The following is a 20,809-nucleotide window of genomic DNA, read 5'->3' as shown; positions in this document are numbered from 1 at the left end:
GCCCTGTCCGTTCACGCGCCAGCCGGTCCAGCCGGTCCGGGTGAGCCGGGTGGCCCTGCCGGCCCGGGTGAGCCGGGTGGCCCTGTCGGTCCGGGTGAGCCGGGTGGCCCTGTCGGTCCGGGTGAGCCGGGTGGCCCTGCCGGCCCGGGGTGGTCGGCCGGTTCGGGGTGGTCGGCCGGTTCGGACGCGCCGGTCGGCAACGTAAAGCGCACCGTGGTGCCCACGTCCTTGGCGCTTTCCACCGCCACTTCGCCGCCATGCGCCTCTATGAGATGCTTCACGATGCTCATGCCCAGGCCCGTGCCGGGTATGCCGGTATTCGAGGCATCGCCCCGATAGAACTTCTCGAACACCCGCGAAAGCTGTTCCGGGCTCATGCCCATGCCGTTGTCGCGCACGCTGACTTCGTGCGCGTCCTGCCCGGGCCGCAGCCGCACCTCCACCACGCCACCGCCGGGGGAATACTTGACGGCGTTGCTCAGCACGTTGTCGAGCACCTGGGCCACCTTGTCCGCGTCCACCACGGCGGGCACCGGCGTTTCGGGCAGCAGCAGCCGGAACGAATGGCGGCGCGTGCCCACGATGTGCGCGGCCACCTTGCGCCGTATCAGCGCCACCAGGTCGCACGGCCTGCGCTTGAGGCTGAAGCCCTGCCCCATCTCGATGCGTGAAATGTCCAGCAGGTCCGCCACGATGCCGGAGACCAGCGCGGCCTGCTCGTTGATGTAGCCAAGGTACTGGCGCTGCTCCACGGGGGGAATGTCGCCCCCGGTGACCAGCAGTTCCGAAAACCCCAGGATGGTGGTGAGCGGGGTGCGCAACTCGTGCGCGGCCGTGGTCAGGAATTCGCTCTTCATGCGGTCCAGTTCGCGCTCGCTGGTCACGTCGTGCAGCACGGTGACCACCCCGGTGCGCCCGCCGCCCGCATCGCGCACCTCCGAGGTGCTGGCCGTGTAGTGGTGCACGCCACCCGCTTCCGTGGGACGCGAAAAGCCGAACTGACAGGGCGCGCCGCCCATGGTGTCGTCCAGGCACTGCACCAGCCGCTTGCGCAGCGGCACGTCCTCTATGAGATCGGCCACCGCCTCGGCCACGAGATCGCCGGGGGCGGCAAGGCCCAGGATGTCCTCCGCCGCCGGGTTGGTCAGCAACACCCGGTGGTCGGGGTCGGTGACCAGCAGCCCCTCGGACACGGAACGCAGGATGAGGTCGATCTTCTCCCGGTGGGACTCCGCCGTGCCAAGGGCCTGCTCCAGGTCGCGGGTGCGCTCCAGCACCATGTTCTCGAGCCGGGCGCGATAGCCTTGCAGTTCCGCCTCGGCGGCGCGGCGTTCGCTGATGTCCTCCAGCATGCCCACTGCGTATTGCAGGTCGGCCTTGCGCCCCCGGATGGCCGCCACGGCCAGCCGCACGGGAAAGACCGTGCCGTCGCGCCGCAAATGCCGCGTTTCCAGAAAGAAGCCGTTGCGCTCTCCCCTGTGCAGTTCGGCGAACAGCGCGCGCACGTCGCCCGCCTCGTGCCCGTAGACCAGTTCCGAAAAGTGCCCCAATGGCAGTTCCGCCGCGGCAAAGCCGTGCAGCACGTTGAACAGCCGGTTGGTCTTGACGTAGCTGCCGTCATGATCCGTGATGAACACCCCCAGGGGGGCATGCTCGAACACGGCGCGAAAGCGCGCCTCGCTCTGCTGCAAGGCCTCTTCCTGCTTGCGGCGGCGGCTGACGTCGCGCCCGATGCCGAAGACCAGCACCCTGTCGCCATCGCGCACGGGCACGGAAACCGATTCTATCCAGTTCTCGCGCCCGTCGGGCCGCAGCCACGAATACACGGCGCTCTGCGGGCCGCGCAGCCCGCCGTCGTCACGGAAGGGCTCCGGGGATTTGCGCCCCCCCAGATACACCTGCAACCGGCGCACGTCGTCCATGTCGCGCAGGTCGTCGCGGGTGCGCCCGGCCATGCGCTCGTAGCCCCGGTTGCAATCCACCAGCCGGGGGGCGCTGCCGTCGTCGCGATGCTCGTAGACGGAAATGCCGTCGAGCGAATGCTCGAAAATGGTGCGGTAGCGCAGTTCGGCCTCGCGCAGGGCACGCTCCGCCTGGCGCTGGGCGGTGATGTCGCGCAGGGATACCAGGGTGGCCGGGGCGTCGTCCCAGGTCACCGGGGCGGTGCGCACCTCCACCAGGCAGGGATTGTCGCCGTCGCCGCACAGGTCCAGTTCGTCGTCGCGCACCGGCACCGGCGAAGGCTGCCCCAGCAGGCCTGGCAAATCGGGCAGGCCGCGTCCCAGCATGGCCAGCGCCGCAGGGTTGGCGAAGCGCACCAGGGCATCGGCGTCCACCACCAGCATGCCGTCCGGGTTGGCGCTGATGATGGTCTCCAGACGCTGGCGGTGCTGACGCAGGGCGCCCTCCGCCCGCTTGCGGTCGATGGCGTAGCGGATGGTACGGACGATGAGCCCCTCGGCCACCTCGCCCTTGCGCAGGTAGTCCTGCGCGCCGCGCGCCACGGCCTCTTCGGCGAAGGTGGGGCTGGAAAGCCCGGTCAGCACGATGACGGGCAGTTCCGGCGCGTACGAAACCAGGCTGCCCAGGGTGTCCCACCCCTGGCTGTCGGGCAGGCTGAGATCCAGCAGGGCCACGTCGAATGCGCCGCCGCCCAGCAGGGCAAGGCCCTCGGCCAGCGTTTCCGCCCGCTCGATGGCATGCCGCAGGCCCGACCCGGCAAGCAGCAGCCTGAACAGCCTGGCATCGCCGGAGTCGTCCTCGAACAACAGTATGCGCACCTGCCCCTGATCCATGAAGCCTCCGATGGACTTCCGGAGTTATTCCGGTGTATTCCGGCGTGCGTTGTGCACACGCCGTGGACTGATCCGCAGCCGTGCCGAACATGGACACGACGCCAAGGCCGGGCCGTCCGCCATGTGGCCCCGCCTTCAGTCCCCCTTCACCGGCAACGTCACGATGCCCATCCAGAAATGCTCGATCTGCCCCACCACCTCCAGAAACTGCTCCCAGCCCACGGGTTTGGTTATGTAGCAGTTGGCGTTGAGGTCGTAGGCGTGCAGGATGTCGCGCTCCTGCCGCGAGGTGGTCAGCACCACCACAGGAATGGTGCGCAGCTCCGGAGATTTCTTGATTTCTTCCAACACCTCGCGCCCGTTCTTGCGCGGCAGGTTCAGGTCCAGCAGCACAAGGTCGGGGCGGGGCGCGTCGGCGTACTGGCCTTCGCGCCGCAGAAAGGCCATGGCTTCCTCGCCGTCCTCGACCACGAACAGCCGGTTGGACACGCGGTTGCCTTTCAGCGCCTCGCGCGTCAGGCGCACGTCGCCGGGATCGTCCTCCACCAGCAGGATGTCGATGAGTCTTGCCTGATGCATGCCACTCATGTCTTTCTCCCGTGCAGTCTTGTTCGATTGGTGCAACCCGTGGCCGATGGCGGCTGCTACGGCATCTGCTGCCCGACCTGCCCGCCGTGCCTGTCTGGCATCATGAAGCGGAAGGTGCTGCCCTTGCCCGGTGCCGATTCCACGTCGATGGTGCCGCCGTGCCGCTCCACGATCTTCTTGCACACCGCAAGGCCAATGCCGGTGCCCGGATAGCGCCCCGGCCCGTGCAGCCGCTGGAACACCCGGAAGATGCGTTCGAAATGCTCCGGCTTCATGCCGATGCCGTTGTCGCGCACATGAAATACCCACGCCCCGCCGGGGTGCCCGTCGCCCGTGGCCCGCTCCGCCCCGATGGAAATGCTCGGGGGCGCCTCCGACCGGTACTTCACCGCGTTGCCCAGCAGGTTGCGCAGCAACTGCTCCATCTGCACCCGGTCGGCCCGGATCATGGGCAGCGGGCCCCGTTCCACCGTGGCCCCGGCTTCCTCGAACAGCAGGCCAAGATCCGAAAGCACGGTGTCCACCACCTTTTCCATGTCCGTGTCCTCGAAATCCCGCCCCTGCGTGCTGACCCGCGAATAGGCCAGCAGGTCCTCGATCATGTCCTTCATGCGGCGGGCGGCGTCCACGGCAAAGCCGATGAACTCGTCGGCATCGCTGTCCAGCCGTCCCACGTAGCGCTTGGCCAGCAGGTCGAGAAAGCTTGCGATCTTGCGCAGCGGCTCCTGCAGGTCGTGCGAGGCGATGTAGGCGAACTGCTCCAGTTCCGCGTTGGAGCGGCGCAACTCCTCGGCCTGGCGCTCAAGGTGCAGTTCCGCCTCCTTGCGCTGGGTCACGTCGCGCCCGGACAGGTAGACCAGACCTTCCTCGGGCAAGACCACCGAGGCCCAGGCAAGCCAGCGGTACACCCCGTCCTTGCAGCGGAAGCGATTTTCCACCGGGGTGGCCGCCACCCCCGCGAGACCGTTCATGCCGCCCACCAGCAACGGGCGGCTGGCATGCATGTCGTCCGGGTGCACGAAATCCAGAAACGGGTGCCCGGTCACTTCTTCCGGCAAAAAGCCGAACAGCCGCACCCATGCCGGGTTCACCCGACGCAGCGCACCCTGCTGGGTGACGATGGCCACCGGGTCCAGCGACAGGGCGAAGAAGCGCTCCGCCTCCTGCTCGGCCCGCTGCCTGCTGATGGCCTCGCGCAGCATGGATGCCCGCGCCTCGCGCGTGGCCACGGTGCCCGCCTCCACGTCGCGGCGCAGGCGCACCGTGCGCGACAGCAGCACCACCGAGGCCCCCAGGAACACGGTCAGCAACGCAAAGGCCGCACCGGCCAGCAGCAGTTCGCGGTCGGTATAGCGCGACAGCACGTTGCCGCCGAACCAGCGGCTGTACAGCTTGTCGTATTCGCCGGAAGCGCGCACCTTGACGAGGGCCTCGTTCAGTACGGCCACAAGGGGGGTGTTGCCCTTGGCCGCGCCGAACGAAAACCGCAACGTGCGCAACGGCTGGCCGGAAGGTTCCAGGGGGGCGTCCGTGGGCAGGCGGCGAATGATGTGCTCCACCACCGGTTCGGGCGCCACCAGGGCGTCGGCCCGCCCCCAGGCCACGGCCATCACGGCATCCAGCGGGGTGGGCACCGGCAGCAGCCGCTGGCCGGGCATGTTCCGCAGGTACTGGTGGCTGGCATGGCTCTCCACCACGGCCACCAGCAGCCCGGAAAGATCGGCCACGCCGCGCGGGTGGACGCCGCTGTCGCGCCGCACGTAGATGCGCTCCGCCACTTCCAGGCCGGGTTCGCTGAATTCCAGCTGCGTCTGACGCTCCGGCGTTTCCGCCACCAGGGCCAGCACGTCCACCTTGCCCTCGGCCAGGTCGCTCCGCAGGGCCACGCCGCTGTCGTCGGCCAGGAACACCACCCTGCGGCCAGCCGCCTGGGCCACGGCCTCGGCCAGATCGCGCGCGAAGCCCGCTGGCACCCCCTCCACCATGTAGCTGAGCGGCGGATAGGTGGTCAGCAGGCCGATGTGCAGTTCCGGGGCGTCGGACGGCAGCCCGTTGCCGTTCCTCATGGACCCTGTCGGCTTGGTGGCGGGGCTTGACCCCGGATCGGGCTGCGTTTGCGCGCCGTCATGCCGCCAGCTGTCCTCTGCCGCCCATGCTGCCCCCCACGGGGCATGCGCCGCCCTGCCGGACCCTCGCCCCAGGCAGTCGAGGCCCTGAGGCAGCAGCAGCAACAGCAGCACAGGCACGGCGGCCAGCGCGCGCAACGCCAACCGCACCGCCATGCCCCCATGTCGGGCCGGGCCGGAGCTGCCGGTTCGCCGCCGCCACCCCTGCGGTGTGTCGTTCCCCCGGGACGGCATGCCTACCGCCCGGGGTGCGCCCCGTGGCCGGGGTCCTCCTCGCCGCCATCCACCGGAGCCAGCCGGTACCCCAGTTCCTGCGCTATCTGCTCCAGCGGCGTCACGTCGCGGGTGGTGCGCAGTATCTGGAAAAACGTTTCCACGCCCAGCTTTGCCCCAAGGTCGAACGGGTTCAGTTCGCGCATCAGGGTGGGATAGGGCTTGCCGATGGTGCGTGCCACTTCGCGCGCCTGGCTCCTGCTGCTGAGCACCGCCCCCTGCACCATTCTGGTGATCCACTTCTCGGACATGTTCCCTCCTGCGGCCGACGTTGGCCGACCTGCCGGAGATATCAAGAACCATGCCGGGCAACAGGGCGGAGCAAGCGGACACTGCGCCTGCCTTAATTTTCTGCAACTTGCTGTTTCTGCTATGGTTGCTCTTTTCGACGGGGAGCGCTATCTCTAAGCCTGTATCCGGATATGAGATTTGCGTCTCATAACGCGAGACTCTATATCACCTGGTGAGACAACCCCTCTTCCCGTTGTGCCACCAGGCTTGCGGACATGCCTGCCATGACCGCAAGCTTCGACTCCGGGCGAACCCGGAAAAGGGCGCGGGCAGACTCCCGGCCATCGCGAGGTTTCCCCCATGTCTCGTCAGGATCATGAAGCCCGCCAGTCTGGACAGGCAGAGCAGGCCGGGCAGGCGCCTTCGCCCGACGCGGCTTCCGCCGCGGGGCCGAACCATCCGGCCAATCCCGAAAGACTGCCCCCCGACCGGCAGGGCGACCCCATTCCTCTCTTCGAGCACAGCGTGGCCCCCATGCTGCTGGTGGACCCGGAAAACGGCACCATCGTGGACGCCAATCCCTCCGCCTGCCGCTTCTATGGCCACCCGCGCGAACGCATGGCGGGCATGCCCATAGCCGCCATCAACACTCTGGACGAAGACCAACTGGCCGTGCACATGGACGAGGCCTTCCACCGCGAACGCACGGCCTTCCGGTTCCGGCACCGGGCAGCCTCGGGCCTGGAGCGCGAGGTGGAAGTGCACAGCGGTCCGGTGTGGCTGAATGGCCGGGTTCTGCTGCATTCGGTGGTGCATGACGTGTCGTTCCTGCACGATTCCGCGCAGCGCGTGGAACGGGTGCAGCGGCTCAACGACCTGCGCGCCGCGCTCATCCACAGCGGAGCGCCGGAGGAAAAGCTGCGCCTGCTGGCACGGGAAATCCTGGCCATCTTCGGTGCCGGGTCCTGCCGCATCTGGCTGGCCCGGCAAGGTGACCGCTGCGCCCAATGCCCTCACGCCGGGGCTCCATGCCCCACGGCGCCGCGCACCCCACCGGTCTGCCTGCACATGGTGGTGGAGGAACCGGCCTTGTCCTCCTGCCAGTCCGCCGCGGCGGAACAGGCCCAGCCCGACCCGCGCATCATCCGCATTCCCTTCCGGCATGGCCCGGTGGGCCGCGCCGCCTCGGCCAGCACGCGGCGCCCGGTGCTGCACGCAACGCCGGAAGCCGACGCCCCCCTGTCCTGCGATTGCGGCATGTTCACCGCCTACGCCATCCGCATCGGCCAGGGCATTTCCGGCGGGGTGCTGGGCGTGCACCTGCCCGCCCTGGACCCCATCACCGACATGCAACTGGAAGGGCTTGCCCATACCACCGCGCACCTGTTGCAGGCGGCCCGCACCGCCGAGGCCACGCGCAGGGCCCTGCGCGGCCTGGACAACCGCATCCGCAAGCGCACCGCCCAGCTGCGCCGCGCCAACCAGTTGCTGCGGCACGAAGTGGCCGAACGCCGCCGGGCCGAACTGGCCCTGCGCCGCAGCCGCGACTTGCTGGAACACGGCGAACGAGCCGGCCAGCTGGGCAGCTATTGGCGCGACCTGGAAACCGGCAGAGGGCAATGGTCGGACAACCTGTTCCGGATGTTCGATTTTCCCGTGGCAGCGGAAGCGCCTTCGTTCGCGCGGTTCTTCGAGTGCATCCATCCCGACGACAGGATGCGGATAGCCGAACAGTGCCACCACGCCATGGCACATCATATCGATACCATCATTGAATACCGCTACCGGAGCCCCTCGGGGCAGTATCGCCACGCCCGGCAGCTGGTAACCTTCGATATTCCGCCCCGTACCGGACACAAGTCCCCCGTAATGGTGCACGGCATGGTTCAGGACATCACCGAGCAACGCCAGCGCGATGAACTGCTGCGCCTGCAACGCGACCTGCTGCTGGCGCTTGGCATTACCACCACGGTGGAGGACTGCCTGGGGTTGTGCCTGCGCACCGCCCTGCGCGCCGAAAGCGTGGACGCGGGCGCGGCATGGCTGCGGGTGGATCTGCCCGACCTTCCCGACCGGCCCGACCTTCCCGACCGGCCCGACCGGCCCGAAGACCCCGCCGGGCACGGCGCACGCGGTGGTGACGCGCGACACGAATGGCGGCTGGTGGCGGCGCAGGGGTTCAATCCGGCGGTACTGGACAGGGTGCGCTGCCTGCCTTCGGGCACCCCGGCCACGCGCCTGATGGAGGCGGGCCGCCCCGTGCCCGAGACGCCGCCCGAACAGGAATCATGCTGCATGCTTACCGGTGACGTGGAGTTGGACGCGCTGGCCGCCGCCTCGTCCGTCTGCTGCGCCCACCTCCTGCCCATTCTGCACGAGGGCCGGGCCGTTGCCTGCCTGCTGACGGGCACGCGCGGCCCCGGCCCCATGCGCAAGGCCGCCCGCCACCATGTGGAGGCCGTGGCCGCCCAGGGCGGCAGCGCCTTTGCCCGGATCATGCAACAGCAGTCGCTGCGCGAGAGCGAGGCCAACCTGCGCGCCCTGCTCAACGCGCCGCGCCTCAGCGCCTTCCTGCTCGACCCTGCGGGCCGGGTGCTGGCCTGCAACGCCACCGGCGCCGGTCGCCTGGGCACCACTCCGGACGCCATGCTGGGGCGGGCGCTGGGGAATTACGTTCCCCATGACCTGCGCGACAGGCGGACCAATGTGCTGTCCAGCGTGGTGGCAACGGCAACCCCGGCCACGTTCCGGGATGCGCGAAGCATCCACATATTCGAACACACCCTGTACCCCATCACCGACGAAACGGGCCGCGTGCACCGGGTGGCCTGGCTGGCCGAGGACGTGGCCCACGAAGTAGCGCTGGAGCGGCAACTGCGCCAGGCCCAGAAGATGGAGGCCGTGGGCACCCTTGCCGGGGGTATCGCCCACGATTTCAACAACATCCTTGGCGTGATCATGAGCAACATCGAAATGCTGCGCGACACGGGGCTTACCGGCAGGGCCGCCACCCGCGCCGACCGCATCCTGCGCGCCGCATTGCGGGCGCGCGACGTGGTGCGCCAGTTGCTGGCCTTCGGTCGCCCGGCGGACGAACCCTACGCCACCCTGGACCTGTGCCGCACCGTGGCCGACGCCCTGCACATGGTCAAACCGTCCATCCCGGCCAGCGTCACCCTGCGCACCCTGCTGCCCGTCGCCCCGCTGCCGGTGCATGGCGACATCACCCAGATACACCAGGTGCTGCTGAACCTGTGCACCAACGCCGTGCATGCCATGCCCGACGGCGGCGTGCTGGACGTTTCGCTGGCAGCGCTGGTCCTTGGCGGCGACGAGGTGCTGCGCGGCTACCCGGAGCTGTCGCCCGGACGGTACGCATGCCTTTCGGTGGCCGATTCCGGTCAGGGCATGACCGCCGCCCAACTGGAGCGGGTATTCGAGCCGTTCTTCACCACCAAGCCGCAGGGCATGGGATCAGGCCTTGGGCTCAGCATGGTGCACGGCATCGTCCGCCAACATGGCGGCACGGTGCGCGCCCATTCCCAGCCGGAGCAGGGGGCGTGCTTCGACGTGCTGCTGCCCCTTGCAGACATGCTGGCGGCTGCGGAAGCAGGTGCCGCCCCCGCAGCCACCGCTCCGGAACACGTGCCCGACACGCCGCAGGAGCGTCCGCTGCATGTGCTGGTGGTGGACGACGAGCACGACTTCCGCCAGTCCGTGGCGGAAATGCTGCATGCCCTCGGCCACCGGTCCACCGGCACCAGCGATGCGAGCGACGCCTTGCAACTGCTGGCGGCAGGCCGCTACGACGTGGCCCTGCTGGATCTGCGCATGCCCGGCGGTTCCGGCACGGAGCTGGCCCGCGCCATCCGGGCGCGCGGTTTTGCACTGCCGCTGGTGCTGTGCACCGGCAACGAATGCGACATCCCTCCGGAAGAACTGGCGGAGACGGGCCTGACCCTGATAGGAAAACCGTTCACTGGCGAAGAATTATCGAAGCACTTGCATGTTTCGTTCAAAAAGGCGTAAAGCCTGAGAGATGCCTGAAATCCTCATCATAGACGACGATCCGCTGGTGGCCGAAACCCTGGCCGACCTTGCCGAGGACATGGGCCATGTACCGTTGCGGGCCGCCTCGCTGGCCGACGGGCTGGCCCATGCGGACGCGGGCTTCGGCGACGTGGTGCTGCTGGATGTGATGATGCCCGACGGCAACGGGCTGGAGGCGCTGCCCCGCTTCGTGGCATCGCCCCCCCGGCCCGAGGTGATAATCATAACCGGCGCGAATGCCGAACAATCCGCAGAAATGGCCGTACGCAACGGCGCGTGGGATTACATCACCAAGGGCGCGCCGGTCAGTTCCATCCGTCTGGCCATCCTGCGGGCACTGGAATTCCGCAACGAAAAACTGGCCCGCACCGCCCAGCAGGGGCGGCAGTTCAACCCCGCAGGCCTCGTGGGCACCAGCCCCGCCTTCATGGAATGCCTGGACCTGGTGGCCAAGGCGGCGCACAGCGACGTGCCGGTGCTGATTACCGGAGAAACGGGCACCGGCAAGGAACTGGCCGCGCGGGCCATCCACGAGAACAGTGACCGGGCCGGACGCCCCTTCGTGGTGGTGGACTGTGCAGCCCTGCCGGAAAACCTGACCGAAAGCGTGCTGTTCGGCCATGTGCGCGGGGCCTTCACCGGGGCCGACCGCGACGCCGAAGGGCTGATCCGCCAGGCTTCGGGCGGCACGCTGTTTCTGGACGAGATCGGCGAATTGTCTCCCACCTTGCAGAAAACCTTCCTGCGCGTGTTGCAGGAACGGCGCTTTCGACCCGTGGGAGGCAGGCTGGAAGTGGAATGCGACTTCCGGCTGCTGGCCGCCACCAACCGCGACCTCTCGCTGATGGTCCGGCGGGGGGAATTCCGCGAGGATCTGCTGTACCGGGTACGGTCCATGCACATCGCCCTGCCCCCGCTGCGCCAGCGAGAGGACGACCTGCGCCCCCTGGGCGAGCATTTCGTGCACCAGTACTGCGAACGCAACAACCTGCCCTCGCGCATCCTGACCCAGGAACTGCTGCGGGCCCTTGGCGCGCACCACTGGCCGGGCAACGTGCGGGAATTGCGCAACACCATGGAAACCATGATCGCCTTTGCGGACGGCGTGCGCACCCTGTACCCGGTGCACCTGCCGGAGCACATCCGGGTACGCCACATGCGCGCCACCGCCGAAGGCATGCGGCCCGATCACACGGACCACACGGACAACACGGACCATGCCGAGTCCGATTCGCCCGACCTGCCCCTGGCAGGGCTGTCCATCCCCACCTGGATGACCTACCGCGACGTGGCGCTGGAGCGCGCCGCCGTGGACTATTTCCAGAACCTGCTGGCCTATGCGGGCGGCGACATGGCCAAGGCCCAGCAGCTTTCGGGCCTTTCGCGCGCGCAGTTCTACCGGCTGCTGCGCAAGCTGCGCTAGCCGACGGTTCCCAACTCCCCATCCGGCATGCCCCACAACACCACGCCTCATCCCGCCGACACGCTGAACCTGGCCTCGTACGACGCCGTGGCCCCGCAATGGGACAGGGCGCGCCATGCCTTTTACGGCCGCGAACAGGCCTACCTGGACCTGCTGCTGGAAGAAATCGCCCCCGCCGTACCCGGCGACTTGCACGGGCAAGCGAAGACACGGCCGCTGGTGCTGGACGCCGGTTGCGGCACCGGGCGCCCCATGGCCGAATACGTGCTGCGCCGCGGCTGCGACGTGCTGGGCATCGACCAGTCCCCGGCCATGGTAGAAGTGGCCCGCCAGCACTTTCCGCAGGCCCGGTGGCGGGTCACGCCCCTGGAGGCCTACCCCTTCGACGAGGCCTGCCACGCCGTCATCCTGTGGGACTGCCTGTTCCACATCCCCCGCGCGCGCCATGCGGACATCCTGTCCGGGGCCGTGCGGGCCCTGCGCCCCGGCGGGCGGCTGATGCTCACCGCGGGCGGGTCCGCCCACCCGGCCTTCACCGACACCATGTTCGACCGGGAATTCTTTTACGATTCGCACCCGCCGGAACGGGTGGCCGACATGCTGCGCGGGCTTTCCTGCCATATCCTGCTGCACGAGTTCATGAACCTGCCCACCGGCGGCAGGGAGAAGGGACGCTGCGCCTTCGTGGTTCGCAAGGCCGGGTAGGCGCAGCACCCCGTGCCCCGGCAAAACGGCAAGCCCCCGCGAACGGTCGCGGGGGCTTGTGTTTCGTGCGTCGTCCCCCTCCGGGGAGGAACCGGAAGGGGACGAACGGGCAGTGGATGGGCAGGCAGCCCGTCAGTTGATGGCGGCAGAGGCGGGTGCCCCGTTCCCCTCCGAAGCCGCAGGTCCCGTGCCGGGCATGGGTTGACCGTCCCATCCGCCACCCAGCGCCTTGAACAGGGTCAGGCGGTTGCTCTGCCGCGAAAGCAGAACGGACACAAGGTTCTGCCGGGCTGTGGCGTGTGACCGTTGTGCGTCGAGCTTGGACAGGTAGTCGTCCACGCCGCGTTCGTAGCGCTGGGTGGAGAGCGCGTACGCCTTGCCCGTGGCCCGCACCAGCGAGGCCTGCGCCTCGGCCTGGGTGGTCAGCGACGTGCCCTGCGCCAGTGCGTCGGACACTTCCTTGAACGCGGTCTGCACGGTCTTCTCGTACCGGGCCACCTGAATGTCCCGCTCCGCCCCGGCCGACTCCACCCCGGCGCGGATGGCCCCTGCATGGAAGATGGGCAGGGTGGCCTGCGGGACAAAGCTCCAGGTGCGCGAACCCGCGCGGAACAGGTCGTTCATCTCGGTGCTGGCGTTGCCGTAGCTGGCGGTCAGCCCGATGCGCGGGAAGTATTCCGCCCGCGCCGCGCCGATGTTGGCGTTGGCCGCCTTCAGGGCATGCTCCGCCGCCGCCACGTCGGGCCTGCGGGCCAGCACTTCCGAAGGCAGCCCGGCGGGCACATCGGCCAGCGGGGCCACGTCGGCCAGCTTGCGGGCCGGGGTCATGTCCGGCGTCAGGGGCGCCCCCACCAGCAGGGCCAGAGTGTTTTCGTCTGCCGTTACCGTGGCCTCGGCTGCGGCCACGTTCACGCGGGCCGTATCCACCGTGGTCTGGGCCCGGACCACGTCCAGTTCCCCGGCGATGCCCCTGTCATACCGGTTCTTCACCACCTCGAACGAGGCACGTTCCGTTTCCAGTATCTCGCGCGCAAGGTCCAGCTTCTCGCGGTCTGCGGCCAGGGTCAGGTAGGCCTGCCCCACCTCGGCCACCAGGGTCAGCTGAACGCTGCGTGCGGAGGCATCCGTGGACAGATACTGTTCCAGGGCCTGTTCCTTCAGGCTGCGCACACGCCCGAACAGGTCCAGTTCGAACGAACTGAAGCCCACCCCCACCGAATAGGTGTGCGCGGTGTACGACCGGCCCGTGGACGACAGCGGGGCTGGTGTGCGGCCCATGTCCGCCCCGCCGCTGGCGTCGATGTGCGGAAACAGGTCGGCCCGGGCAATGGCGTGCTGGGCGCGTGCCTTCTCTATTTGCAGCACGGCCACGCGCAGGTCGCGGTTGTCGGCCAGCGCCAGTTCGATCAGCCGGGCCATGGGGGCATCCGCCACCACTTGCCGCCAGTCCTGTGGAATGGTGGAAGGCATGGTGGCTGCCGTGGCAGCTTTCCCCGCCGCCCCGCCCGCGTTCCAGGCGGCGGGCAGGTCCGGGGCAGGCCGGTGGTATTCAGGTATCAGCGAGCAGCCGACCAGCGGCGTGACGGTCAGGGCGACAAACGCCGCCGCTGCCGCCAGCCGGGCGATCTTGCGGGTGTAAGTCAGGCGGTTCATCGCGTCACCTCACCGGAAGTTCCGGCAGGATTGTCGTTGGAAGGCAGGGCGGCGGCGGTTGCGGATTCGGATGAACCCGGCCTGGCGCCCTTTCGCCCTCGCGTGGCGAACTTGTAGACCATCACGAAGAACACCGGCACGAAGTACACCGCCAGCACCGTGGCCGAGAGCATGCCCCCGATGACCCCGGTGCCGATGGCCCGCTGGCTGCCGGACCCCGCGCCCGTACTGATGGCCATGGGCAGCACGCCCAGCAGGAAGGCCAGCGATGTCATCAGGATGGGCCGCAGCCGCAGGCGCGCGGCTTCCACCGTGGCTTCCAGCAGCGGCTTGCCCGCCTTCACCAGGTGCATGGCGAATTCCACGATGAGGATGGCGTTCTTGGCCGCAAGGCCGATGGTGGTCAACAGCCCCACCTGGAAGAACACGTCGTTGTTCATGCCCCGGCCAAGAGTGGCGGCCAGCGCCCCGATGATGCCCAGCGGCACAACCAGGATGACCGCCGTGGGCACCGCCCACGACTCGTACAGCGCGGCCAGGCACAGGAACACCACCAGGATGGAGATGGCGTACAGCGCCGGGGCCTGCGAGCCACTCATGCGTTCCTGGTAGGACAGGCCTGTCCATTCTATGCCCACGCCGGCGGGCAGTTTGGCCGCCATTTCCTCGATGGCCTGCATGGCGTCGCCGGTACTGCGGCCGGGCGCGGCGGAACCCAGCAGTTCCACGGCGGGCAGGCCGTTGTAGCGTTCCAGTCGCGGCGAACCGTAGGTCCAGCGGCTGGAGGCAAAGGCCGAAAACGGCACCATGTTGCCCTGCGCATTGCGCACGTGCCAGTCGTTGATGTCATCCGGCATCATGCGGAAGGGGGCGTCACCCTGCAGGTAGACCTTCTTCACGCGCCCCCTGTCGATGAAGTCATTGACGTAGCTGCCCCCAAGTGCCGTAGACAGCACGCTGTTCACATCAGCCATGGCCAGCCCGTGCGCGCCCGCCTTGGCCTGGTCGATGTCGATCTGGAACTGCGGCGTGTCTTCCATGCCGTTGGGCCGCAGCACCGCAATGGCCGGATTCTGCGCGGCCATGCCCAACAACTGGTTGCGGGCCTGCATCAGCGCCTCGTGGCCGATGCCCGCCCGGTCCTGCAGGAACAGGTTGAAGCCCGAGGCGTTGCCCAGTTCCGTCACCGCAGGGGGGGTAAAGGCGTAGATCATGGCGTTCTTGACGCGCGCAAAAGCACCCATGGCGCGCCCGGCTACCGCCGATGCGCTCATGCCCGCGCCCTTGCGTTCGTCCCACGGCTTCAACTGCACGAAGGCAAGGCCCGCGTTCTGTCCGCGCCCGGCAAAGCTGAAGCCCGCCACCGTGAACAGCGAATTCACCGTGTCCTTTTCATCCACCAGGTAATGGTGTTCCACCTGTCGCAGCACCTCAAGGGTACGTTCCTGCGGTGCCCCGGTGGGCAACTGCACCAGACTGAAGATGGTGCCCTGATCTTCTTCCGGCAGGAACGACGTGGGCAGGCGCAGGAACAGGTAGCCCACGCAGACCAGCAGCACGAGGTAGATGCACATCATCCGGCCCACACGCCCCGCCACGCCGGAAACCTGATTGCGGTACCCCCGGCTGGTACGGTCGAACATGCGGTTGAACCAGCCGAAGAACCCGCCCTGGGCCTGATGCTCGTGCTTGTGCATGGGCTTCAGGAAGGTGGCGCACAGGGCCGGGGTCAACACAAGGGCCACCACGACCGACAAGGTCATGGCCGAGACGATGGTGAGCGAGAACTGGCGGTAGATGACCCCCGAGGAACCCTTGATGAACGCCATGGGGATGAACACCGCCGAAAGAACCAGCGCGATGCCCACCAGCGCCCCGGTGATCTCACCCATGGACTTGCGGGTGGCTTCACGTGGGGACAGGCCCTCCTCGGTCATGATGCGTTCCACGTTTTCGACCACCACGATGGCGTCGTCCACCAGAAGGCCGATGGCCAGCACCACCCCGAACATGGTCAGCATGTTGATGGAAAACCCGAAGGCCGCCAGCGCGCCGAAGGTACCCAAAAGCACCACGGGCACGGCGATGGTGGGGATGATGGTGGCCCGCATGTTCTGCAGGAACAGGTACATGACCAGAAACACCAGCACGATGGCCTCGGCCAGCGTCTTGACCACCTCTTCGATGCTCACCCGCACGAAGGGGGTGGTGTCGTAGGGGAACACGCAGCGGATGCCCTCGGGCAGGTTCTTGGCCAGTTCCCCCATGATGGCGCGCACGCGGCTTACCGTATCCAGGGCGTTGGCTCCGGTGGCCAGCTTGATGGCGATGCCGGTGGAGGGCTTGCCGTTGAAGCGGGAGACGCTGTCGTAGCTTTCGCTGCCCAGCTCCACCCGCGCCACGTCGGACAAGCGCACCGTGGAGCCGTCCGGGTTCACCCGCAGCACGATGTTCTCGAACTGTTCGCGGTTCTGCAGCAGCGACTGCGAAAGGATGGTGAAGCTCATGCCCTGCCCCGGCACGGCCGGGGTGCCGCCGATCTGGCCGACGGACAACTGGGCGTTCTGGGCGGTGATGGCGGAACTGACGTCCGCCGGGGTCATCTTGTAGTTCAGCAGCTTGTGCGGGTCGAGCCAGACGCGCATGGCATACTGGGCACCGAACAGCATGGTTTCGCCCACACCGTCCACGCGGCTGATGGGATCCAGCAGGTAGGTGGCGGCATAGTCGCTGAGGTCACGACCGGTCATGGACGGATCATCCGAGGCCAGCGCGATGATCATCAGGAAGCTGGAGGTGCTCTTGTTCACCGTGATGCCCTGACGCTGCACGGCTTCCGGCAGCAGGGGCGTGGCCAGCGAGAGCTTGTTCTGCACCTGCACCTGCGCGATGTCGGGGTTGGTGTCCGCATCGAAGGTCAGGGTGATGGAGGTCTGGCCGGTGGAGTCACTGGTGGACGACATGTAGCGCAGGCTGTCGATCCCCTTCATCTTCTGCTCGATGACCTGGGTGACGGTGTCCTCCATGGTCTTGGCGGAAGCGCCGGGGTACTGTGCGCTGATGGTGACCGACGTGGGCGCGATCTTGGGATACTGCGATATGGGCAGGCTGAGGATCGACAAGGCCCCCGCCAGCATGATGATGATGGAGATAACCCAGGCAAAGACCGGACGGTCAATGAAGAATCTGGACATGGTCTACACTCCCCGCCTACTGGCGCGCGGCCGGGGTGGCCGCCGTACCGGGAGCCTGTCCGGATGCGGCGGACGCATCGGCGGCGACGGCCTCGGTGGCCTTCACCTTGCCGCCGGGCCGCACCTTCTGCAGGCCTTCCACGATTACCCGGTCGCCTGCGGCAAGGCCGCTGCCCACCAGCCAGTCGCTGCCCACCACGCGGTCAACGGTGATGGAGCGGCGCTCCACCGTGTTGTCGGCGGTGACCAGCAACACCATGGGGTTGCCCTTGGAATCGCGGGTCACGGCAGCCTGCGGCACCAGGATGGCGTTCTCGTCCACGCCCTCTTCCAGCACCGCGCGCACGTAAAGGCCGGGCAACAGGTCACGCTTCGGGTTGGGGAACAAGGCGCGCAGGGTCACCACGCTGGTGTCCGGGTCCACGGTAATGTCAGAGAACTGCAACGTGCCCTCCAGCGGATAGGCGCTGCCATCCTCGAACAGCAGCTTCACCTTCGCGCCGTCGGTCCCGGCCTTGCGCAGCCGCCCTTCGGCCAGGGCGCGCCGAAGACGCAGCAACTCGCCGGTGGACTGGGTAACGTCCACGTAAGCCGGGTCGGTCTTCTGCACCGTGGCCAGGGCGTTGGCCTGATTGGCGGTGACCAGGGCGCCGGGGGTTACGCTGGAACGACCGATGCGCCCGGAAATGGGCGCGACAACCCGGGTATAGCCAAGGTTGATGCGCGCCGTTTCCAGCGCTGCCCTGGCCGAGGCCACCTCGGCCACATACTGCTTGTACGCGGCCTGGGCATCGTCGTTGTCCTGCTGGCTCACGCCGTTGGTCTTCACCAGGTCGGCGTAGCGCGCGGCCTTGAGCCGGGCGGGCTCCACGGCGGCCTCGGCCCTGGCCAGCACGGCCTTGGCGCTGTCGTACGCGGCCTGGAAGGTGGCAGGGTCGATCTGGTAGAGCACCTCGCCTTCCTTCACGTCCGCCCCTTCACGGAACAGTCTTTTCTGAATGATGCCACCAACCTGTGGGCGAACCTCGGAAACAAGCAGGGCAGCTGTGCGCCCCGGCAGGATGGTCGAAAGCGTCACCGTGCCGGGGCGGATGGTGACCACCGTGGCTTCCGGTTCCGGGGCCGGACCGGCGGCGGGCCTGTCCTGGCCGCAACCGGCGACCACAGTGGCAAGCACGGCAAACAGGGCGACGAGTGCGTGTCTCATGGTGTTGCGCATTAATTTTCCTGAACCTTTCATGCAATTTCTGAACGTTGCTCCCGTATGGGGGAGGGGGAGTGACCGGGCAGACCGACAGAAAGACGCTCGATACCGCCCAGGGTGAACTCGACGATGAAATCCGCCATGGATTCGACGTTGCTGGGCTTCAGCACCATGTCGGGTGAAATGAGACGTATGACTTCGCTGGCGTGGGCATGCAGGACGCATTGCCCCATGATGCTCCCGGCGCAGCGCGATACCGTCCGGCTGTCGCTGCCGGGCAGGAGCTGACGCACGATGTCCAGCAGCATGGCGTGCGCGGGCCCGCAGCAGCTCTCGATGACTGTCTGGAAACACCGCGACGAGGACTGCACGAATTCCTGTGACAGCAGCTTTCCAAGACGTGCGGACACCGCGTCGCCATCGCAGGCGAACTGGGTCAGCATGCTGCGCACGTAAGCCCGCAGGCGCCCGCGCGGAGAAGTGAGGCTGCTCACGCCAGCATCGCGCGGGTTGCGCCGCAGCTTTTGCTCCAGGTGGTCGCGCAGCACGGCCACGTAGAGGTTTTCCTTGCTGCCGAAGTGGTAGTTCACCGCCGCGATGTTGGCCCGCGCCAGCGTGCTGATCTTGCGGATGGTGGCGCGCTTCAACCCGTCGGACGCAAAGACCACCCTGGCCGCGCGCAGCAGTCGCGCGCGCGTTTCGTCATCCTGCTGCTCCTGCATGCCCCCTCCGGCCGTGCGCCCCTGCCGCGCCAATGCGGCGTGCGTGAAGGGCCACCCAAAAATCATCACACCCCGTCATGGAGTGTGATCGAAACCGGCCCCATCATGGCCGGGACAACATGCCGCCAATGGCGCAGTTGCGGTGCATCGGGCGCCTGACGCCGGTTCCTCCGGCTTTCGCCGGTCGGGCGACGCGCACGCACGTGAAATGCAAACCCTTTCGTTCCGCAACGATGCCTTTCAGAAACGGCATGCTGCGGATTCGTGCTTGCGTTTCCCGCCCTGAGCCCTATATTTTATTGACCGTACAGTACGGTTTGAACATGTGCCTGTCAACTCCCCCCATGTCGGGTTATGTTGCGAAAACTTCATCGAGGCAGGAGACGCATATGGCGCTAGGCCGCCCCCCACGTGACCGCAGGGCCGAAATCCTCGAAATCGCCGGTCCGCTGTTTCTCGAACACGGCTATCAGGGCACGTCCATGTCGCGCATCGCAAGCGCGCTTGGCGGCTCCAAGGGCACCCTGTACGCCTATTTCGACAGCAAGGAGGCCCTGTTCGAAGCCTACATGGAAGACAGGGTGCGCGTGCGCGGCGCCACCGTGTTCGACCTGCCCCCCCACGCCGACGATCTGCACGAGGTGTTGCGCCTGCTGGGCAAACGGTACCTCAACCTCATCACCGACAAGGACCCGCAGGCCGTGATGCGCCTGCTGTACCACGAGTCTCCGCGCTTTCCCGAGATCGGGCGCATCTTCTACGAAACGTGCATCCTGCGCGGCAGGCGGCTGCTGGCGGAATACCTGACACGGGCGGACGAACTGGGCGTGCTGCGCATACCCGACGCCGACGTGGCCGCCGAACATTTCCTGGCCCTGTGCCAGTCCACCGTGGAGATGCCGGTGATGCTGTGCGTGAAGACGGAAGTGAGCGAAGAGGAAGCGCGCAACGCAGTGGAGGCCGCCGTCTCCGTCTTTCTGGCTGCCTACGCGGCATAGCCGGTTGCGGTCATACAAACGGAACGGGCCACCCGCGCGATTGCGGGCGGCCCGTTTTTCTTGGTCAGAAGGTGAGGATGCGGGCTACTGCCCGGGCAGCCCGAACAGGCCCTACCCCGTGCGCAGCGGCCGCATGGCCAGCAGCGCCCGGCGGCTGAACGGGCCGATGCGGTCCGTTGCGCCGCCTGCGTCGGCCACCATGTGATGGTGGTAATGGCTGGGATGCACCTCGCACAGGTACAGCACCCGGACGAGGTCGGAATCGGCCAGCAGGGCCGCCGGGGATTTCTTCTGCACTTCGGCCAGCCGCGCGCGGGCCATGGCCAGCATCTCGTCACGGTCGCCGAAGTGCATGGTGAAGGTGGGGCAGGTCTTGACGCAGGCGGGCAGCATGCCCGCGCGCACCCTGTCGATGCACATGTTGCACTTGGTGAGCAGGCCCGTGGATTCCTCCTTGCGGGGGATATCGTAGGGGCAGGCCTCGCGGATGGTCTGGTAGTCCAGTTCCTTCGTCTTTTCCGTGTAGATCACCGCGCCGGTGGCCTCGTCCTGGATGATGGCGCCGGGGATGAAGGCGTCCGCCATCATCTTGCACGGCGGCTCCAGACAGTGGCGGCACTGCTCGGGAAAGAACACCCACTTCAGCTTGCCGTCCACTTCCACCTCGTTGAAGCGCACCAGCTTGAAGGTGTGCCCGTTGAGGTCTGGCGGGTTCTGGTAGCTGCCGGTGTTCACCGTTTCGTCGGCGGCCAGCTTCTTCCACTGCTTGCATGCTGCCTGGCAGCCACGGCAGGCGGTGCAGCGGGTCTGGTCGATGAAGAAGGTCTTGCCCTTGTTCTCGCTCATG

At 67.5% G+C, this 20,809-nt stretch carries 13 protein-coding genes; 4 read left to right on the top strand and 9 right to left on the bottom strand.

All coding sequences use genetic code 11. The features are described 5' to 3' along the window. Nucleotides 1–11 precede the first annotated feature (11 nt). The 4 genes from K6142_RS01475 to K6142_RS01460 form a co-directional block, all read right to left on the bottom strand. Nucleotides 12–2,795, bottom strand: a complete 2,784-nt coding sequence (locus K6142_RS01475; protein WP_190244840.1) for a PAS domain S-box protein — start codon at nt 2,793–2,795, stop codon at nt 12–14. 135 nt (nt 2,796–2,930) lie between these two features. Further along, on the bottom strand, nt 2,931–3,383 hold the full coding sequence (locus K6142_RS01470) for a response regulator (protein WP_190244839.1): 453 nt from the start codon (nt 3,381–3,383) through the stop codon (nt 2,931–2,933). Nucleotides 3,384–3,439: 56 nt separating this feature from the next. Beyond that, complete coding sequence (locus K6142_RS01465) at nt 3,440–5,665, bottom strand: ATP-binding protein (RefSeq protein WP_223290344.1); 2,226 nt, start codon at nt 5,663–5,665, stop codon at nt 3,440–3,442. An 80-nt stretch (nt 5,666–5,745) separates the two neighbouring features. Continuing rightward, nucleotides 5,746–6,033 (bottom strand): phage regulatory CII family protein, encoded by a 288-nt coding sequence (locus K6142_RS01460; protein ID WP_015946165.1) that lies wholly within the window; start codon nt 6,031–6,033, stop codon nt 5,746–5,748. A 340-nt stretch (nt 6,034–6,373) separates the two neighbouring features. Here K6142_RS01460 and K6142_RS01455 point away from each other — a divergent pair, with 340 nt between their 5' ends. The 3 genes from K6142_RS01455 to K6142_RS01445 are packed head-to-tail and all read left to right on the top strand — an operon-like array spanning nt 6,374 to nt 12,191. Continuing rightward, nucleotides 6,374–10,042, top strand: a complete 3,669-nt coding sequence (locus K6142_RS01455; RefSeq protein ID WP_190244838.1) for an ATP-binding protein — start codon at nt 6,374–6,376, stop codon at nt 10,040–10,042. 10 nt (nt 10,043–10,052) lie between these two features. Continuing rightward, nucleotides 10,053–11,486, top strand: a complete 1,434-nt coding sequence (locus K6142_RS01450) for a sigma-54-dependent transcriptional regulator (RefSeq protein ID WP_190244837.1) — start codon at nt 10,053–10,055, stop codon at nt 11,484–11,486. Nucleotides 11,487–11,513: 27 nt separating this feature from the next. Further along, complete coding sequence (locus K6142_RS01445) at nt 11,514–12,191, top strand: class I SAM-dependent methyltransferase (RefSeq protein ID WP_190244836.1); 678 nt, start codon at nt 11,514–11,516, stop codon at nt 12,189–12,191. 132 nt (nt 12,192–12,323) lie between these two features. On the opposite strand, the gene K6142_RS01440 is transcribed toward K6142_RS01445, so the two are convergent. Genes K6142_RS01440 through K6142_RS01425 form a run of 4 tightly spaced genes read right to left on the bottom strand, consistent with a single transcriptional unit; the run spans nt 12,324 to nt 18,964 of the window. Next, nucleotides 12,324–13,844, bottom strand: coding sequence for an efflux transporter outer membrane subunit (locus K6142_RS01440; RefSeq protein ID WP_190244835.1), 1,521 nt, complete (start codon nt 13,842–13,844; stop codon nt 12,324–12,326). Next, on the bottom strand, nt 13,841–17,038 hold the full coding sequence (locus K6142_RS01435) for an efflux RND transporter permease subunit (protein WP_190244834.1): 3,198 nt from the start codon (nt 17,036–17,038) through the stop codon (nt 13,841–13,843). The genes K6142_RS01440 and K6142_RS01435 overlap by 4 nt, the downstream gene beginning before the upstream one ends. A gap of 16 nt (nt 17,039–17,054) precedes the next feature. Continuing rightward, nucleotides 17,055–18,257, bottom strand: coding sequence for an efflux RND transporter periplasmic adaptor subunit (locus K6142_RS01430; RefSeq protein ID WP_190244833.1), 1,203 nt, complete (start codon nt 18,255–18,257; stop codon nt 17,055–17,057). A gap of 17 nt (nt 18,258–18,274) precedes the next feature. Further along, on the bottom strand, nt 18,275–18,964 hold the full coding sequence (locus K6142_RS01425) for a CerR family C-terminal domain-containing protein (RefSeq protein WP_190244832.1): 690 nt from the start codon (nt 18,962–18,964) through the stop codon (nt 18,275–18,277). Between the two features lie 389 nt (nt 18,965–19,353). Between K6142_RS01425 and K6142_RS01420 the strand changes: the two genes are divergently transcribed. Continuing rightward, nucleotides 19,354–19,962, top strand: a complete 609-nt coding sequence (locus K6142_RS01420; RefSeq protein WP_190244831.1) for a TetR/AcrR family transcriptional regulator — start codon at nt 19,354–19,356, stop codon at nt 19,960–19,962. Nucleotides 19,963–20,073: 111 nt separating this feature from the next. Here the strand turns inward: K6142_RS01420 and K6142_RS01415 are convergent, their stop codons facing one another. After that, nucleotides 20,074–20,808, bottom strand: a complete 735-nt coding sequence (locus K6142_RS01415) for a 4Fe-4S dicluster domain-containing protein (protein WP_190244830.1) — start codon at nt 20,806–20,808, stop codon at nt 20,074–20,076. Nucleotide 20,809 lies beyond the last annotated feature (1 nt).

The sequence above is a fragment of the Nitratidesulfovibrio sp. SRB-5 genome (genome assembly GCF_019931275.1).
Classification (GTDB): Bacteria; Desulfobacterota; Desulfovibrionia; order Desulfovibrionales; family Desulfovibrionaceae; genus Cupidesulfovibrio.
This window is presented reverse-complemented; position numbering and strand designations above follow the sequence as displayed.

Bases quoted from the DNA above. Each gene is read 5' to 3' on its own strand.
- K6142_RS01420 (WP_190244831.1), top strand. From the start codon at position 19,354: ATGGCGCTAGGCCGCCCCCCACGTGACCGCAGGGCCGAAATCCTCGAA.
- K6142_RS01460 (WP_015946165.1), bottom strand. From the start codon at position 6,033: ATGTCCGAGAAGTGGATCACCAGAATGGTGCAGGGGGCGGTGCTCAGC.
- K6142_RS01445 (WP_190244836.1), top strand. From the start codon at position 11,514: ATGCCCCACAACACCACGCCTCATCCCGCCGACACGCTGAACCTGGCC.
- K6142_RS01455 (WP_190244838.1), top strand. From the start codon at position 6,374: ATGTCTCGTCAGGATCATGAAGCCCGCCAGTCTGGACAGGCAGAGCAG.
- K6142_RS01465 (WP_223290344.1), bottom strand. From the start codon at position 5,665: ATGGCGGTGCGGTTGGCGTTGCGCGCGCTGGCCGCCGTGCCTGTGCTG.
- K6142_RS01430 (WP_190244833.1), bottom strand. From the start codon at position 18,257: ATGCGCAACACCATGAGACACGCACTCGTCGCCCTGTTTGCCGTGCTT.
- K6142_RS01415 (WP_190244830.1), bottom strand. From the start codon at position 20,808: ATGAGCGAGAACAAGGGCAAGACCTTCTTCATCGACCAGACCCGCTGC.
- K6142_RS01470 (WP_190244839.1), bottom strand. From the start codon at position 3,383: ATGAGTGGCATGCATCAGGCAAGACTCATCGACATCCTGCTGGTGGAG.
- K6142_RS01425 (WP_190244832.1), bottom strand. From the start codon at position 18,964: ATGCAGGAGCAGCAGGATGACGAAACGCGCGCGCGACTGCTGCGCGCG.
- K6142_RS01450 (WP_190244837.1), top strand. From the start codon at position 10,053: ATGCCTGAAATCCTCATCATAGACGACGATCCGCTGGTGGCCGAAACC.
- K6142_RS01435 (WP_190244834.1), bottom strand. From the start codon at position 17,038: ATGTCCAGATTCTTCATTGACCGTCCGGTCTTTGCCTGGGTTATCTCC.
- K6142_RS01440 (WP_190244835.1), bottom strand. From the start codon at position 13,844: ATGAACCGCCTGACTTACACCCGCAAGATCGCCCGGCTGGCGGCAGCG.
- K6142_RS01475 (WP_190244840.1), bottom strand. From the start codon at position 2,795: ATGGATCAGGGGCAGGTGCGCATACTGTTGTTCGAGGACGACTCCGGC.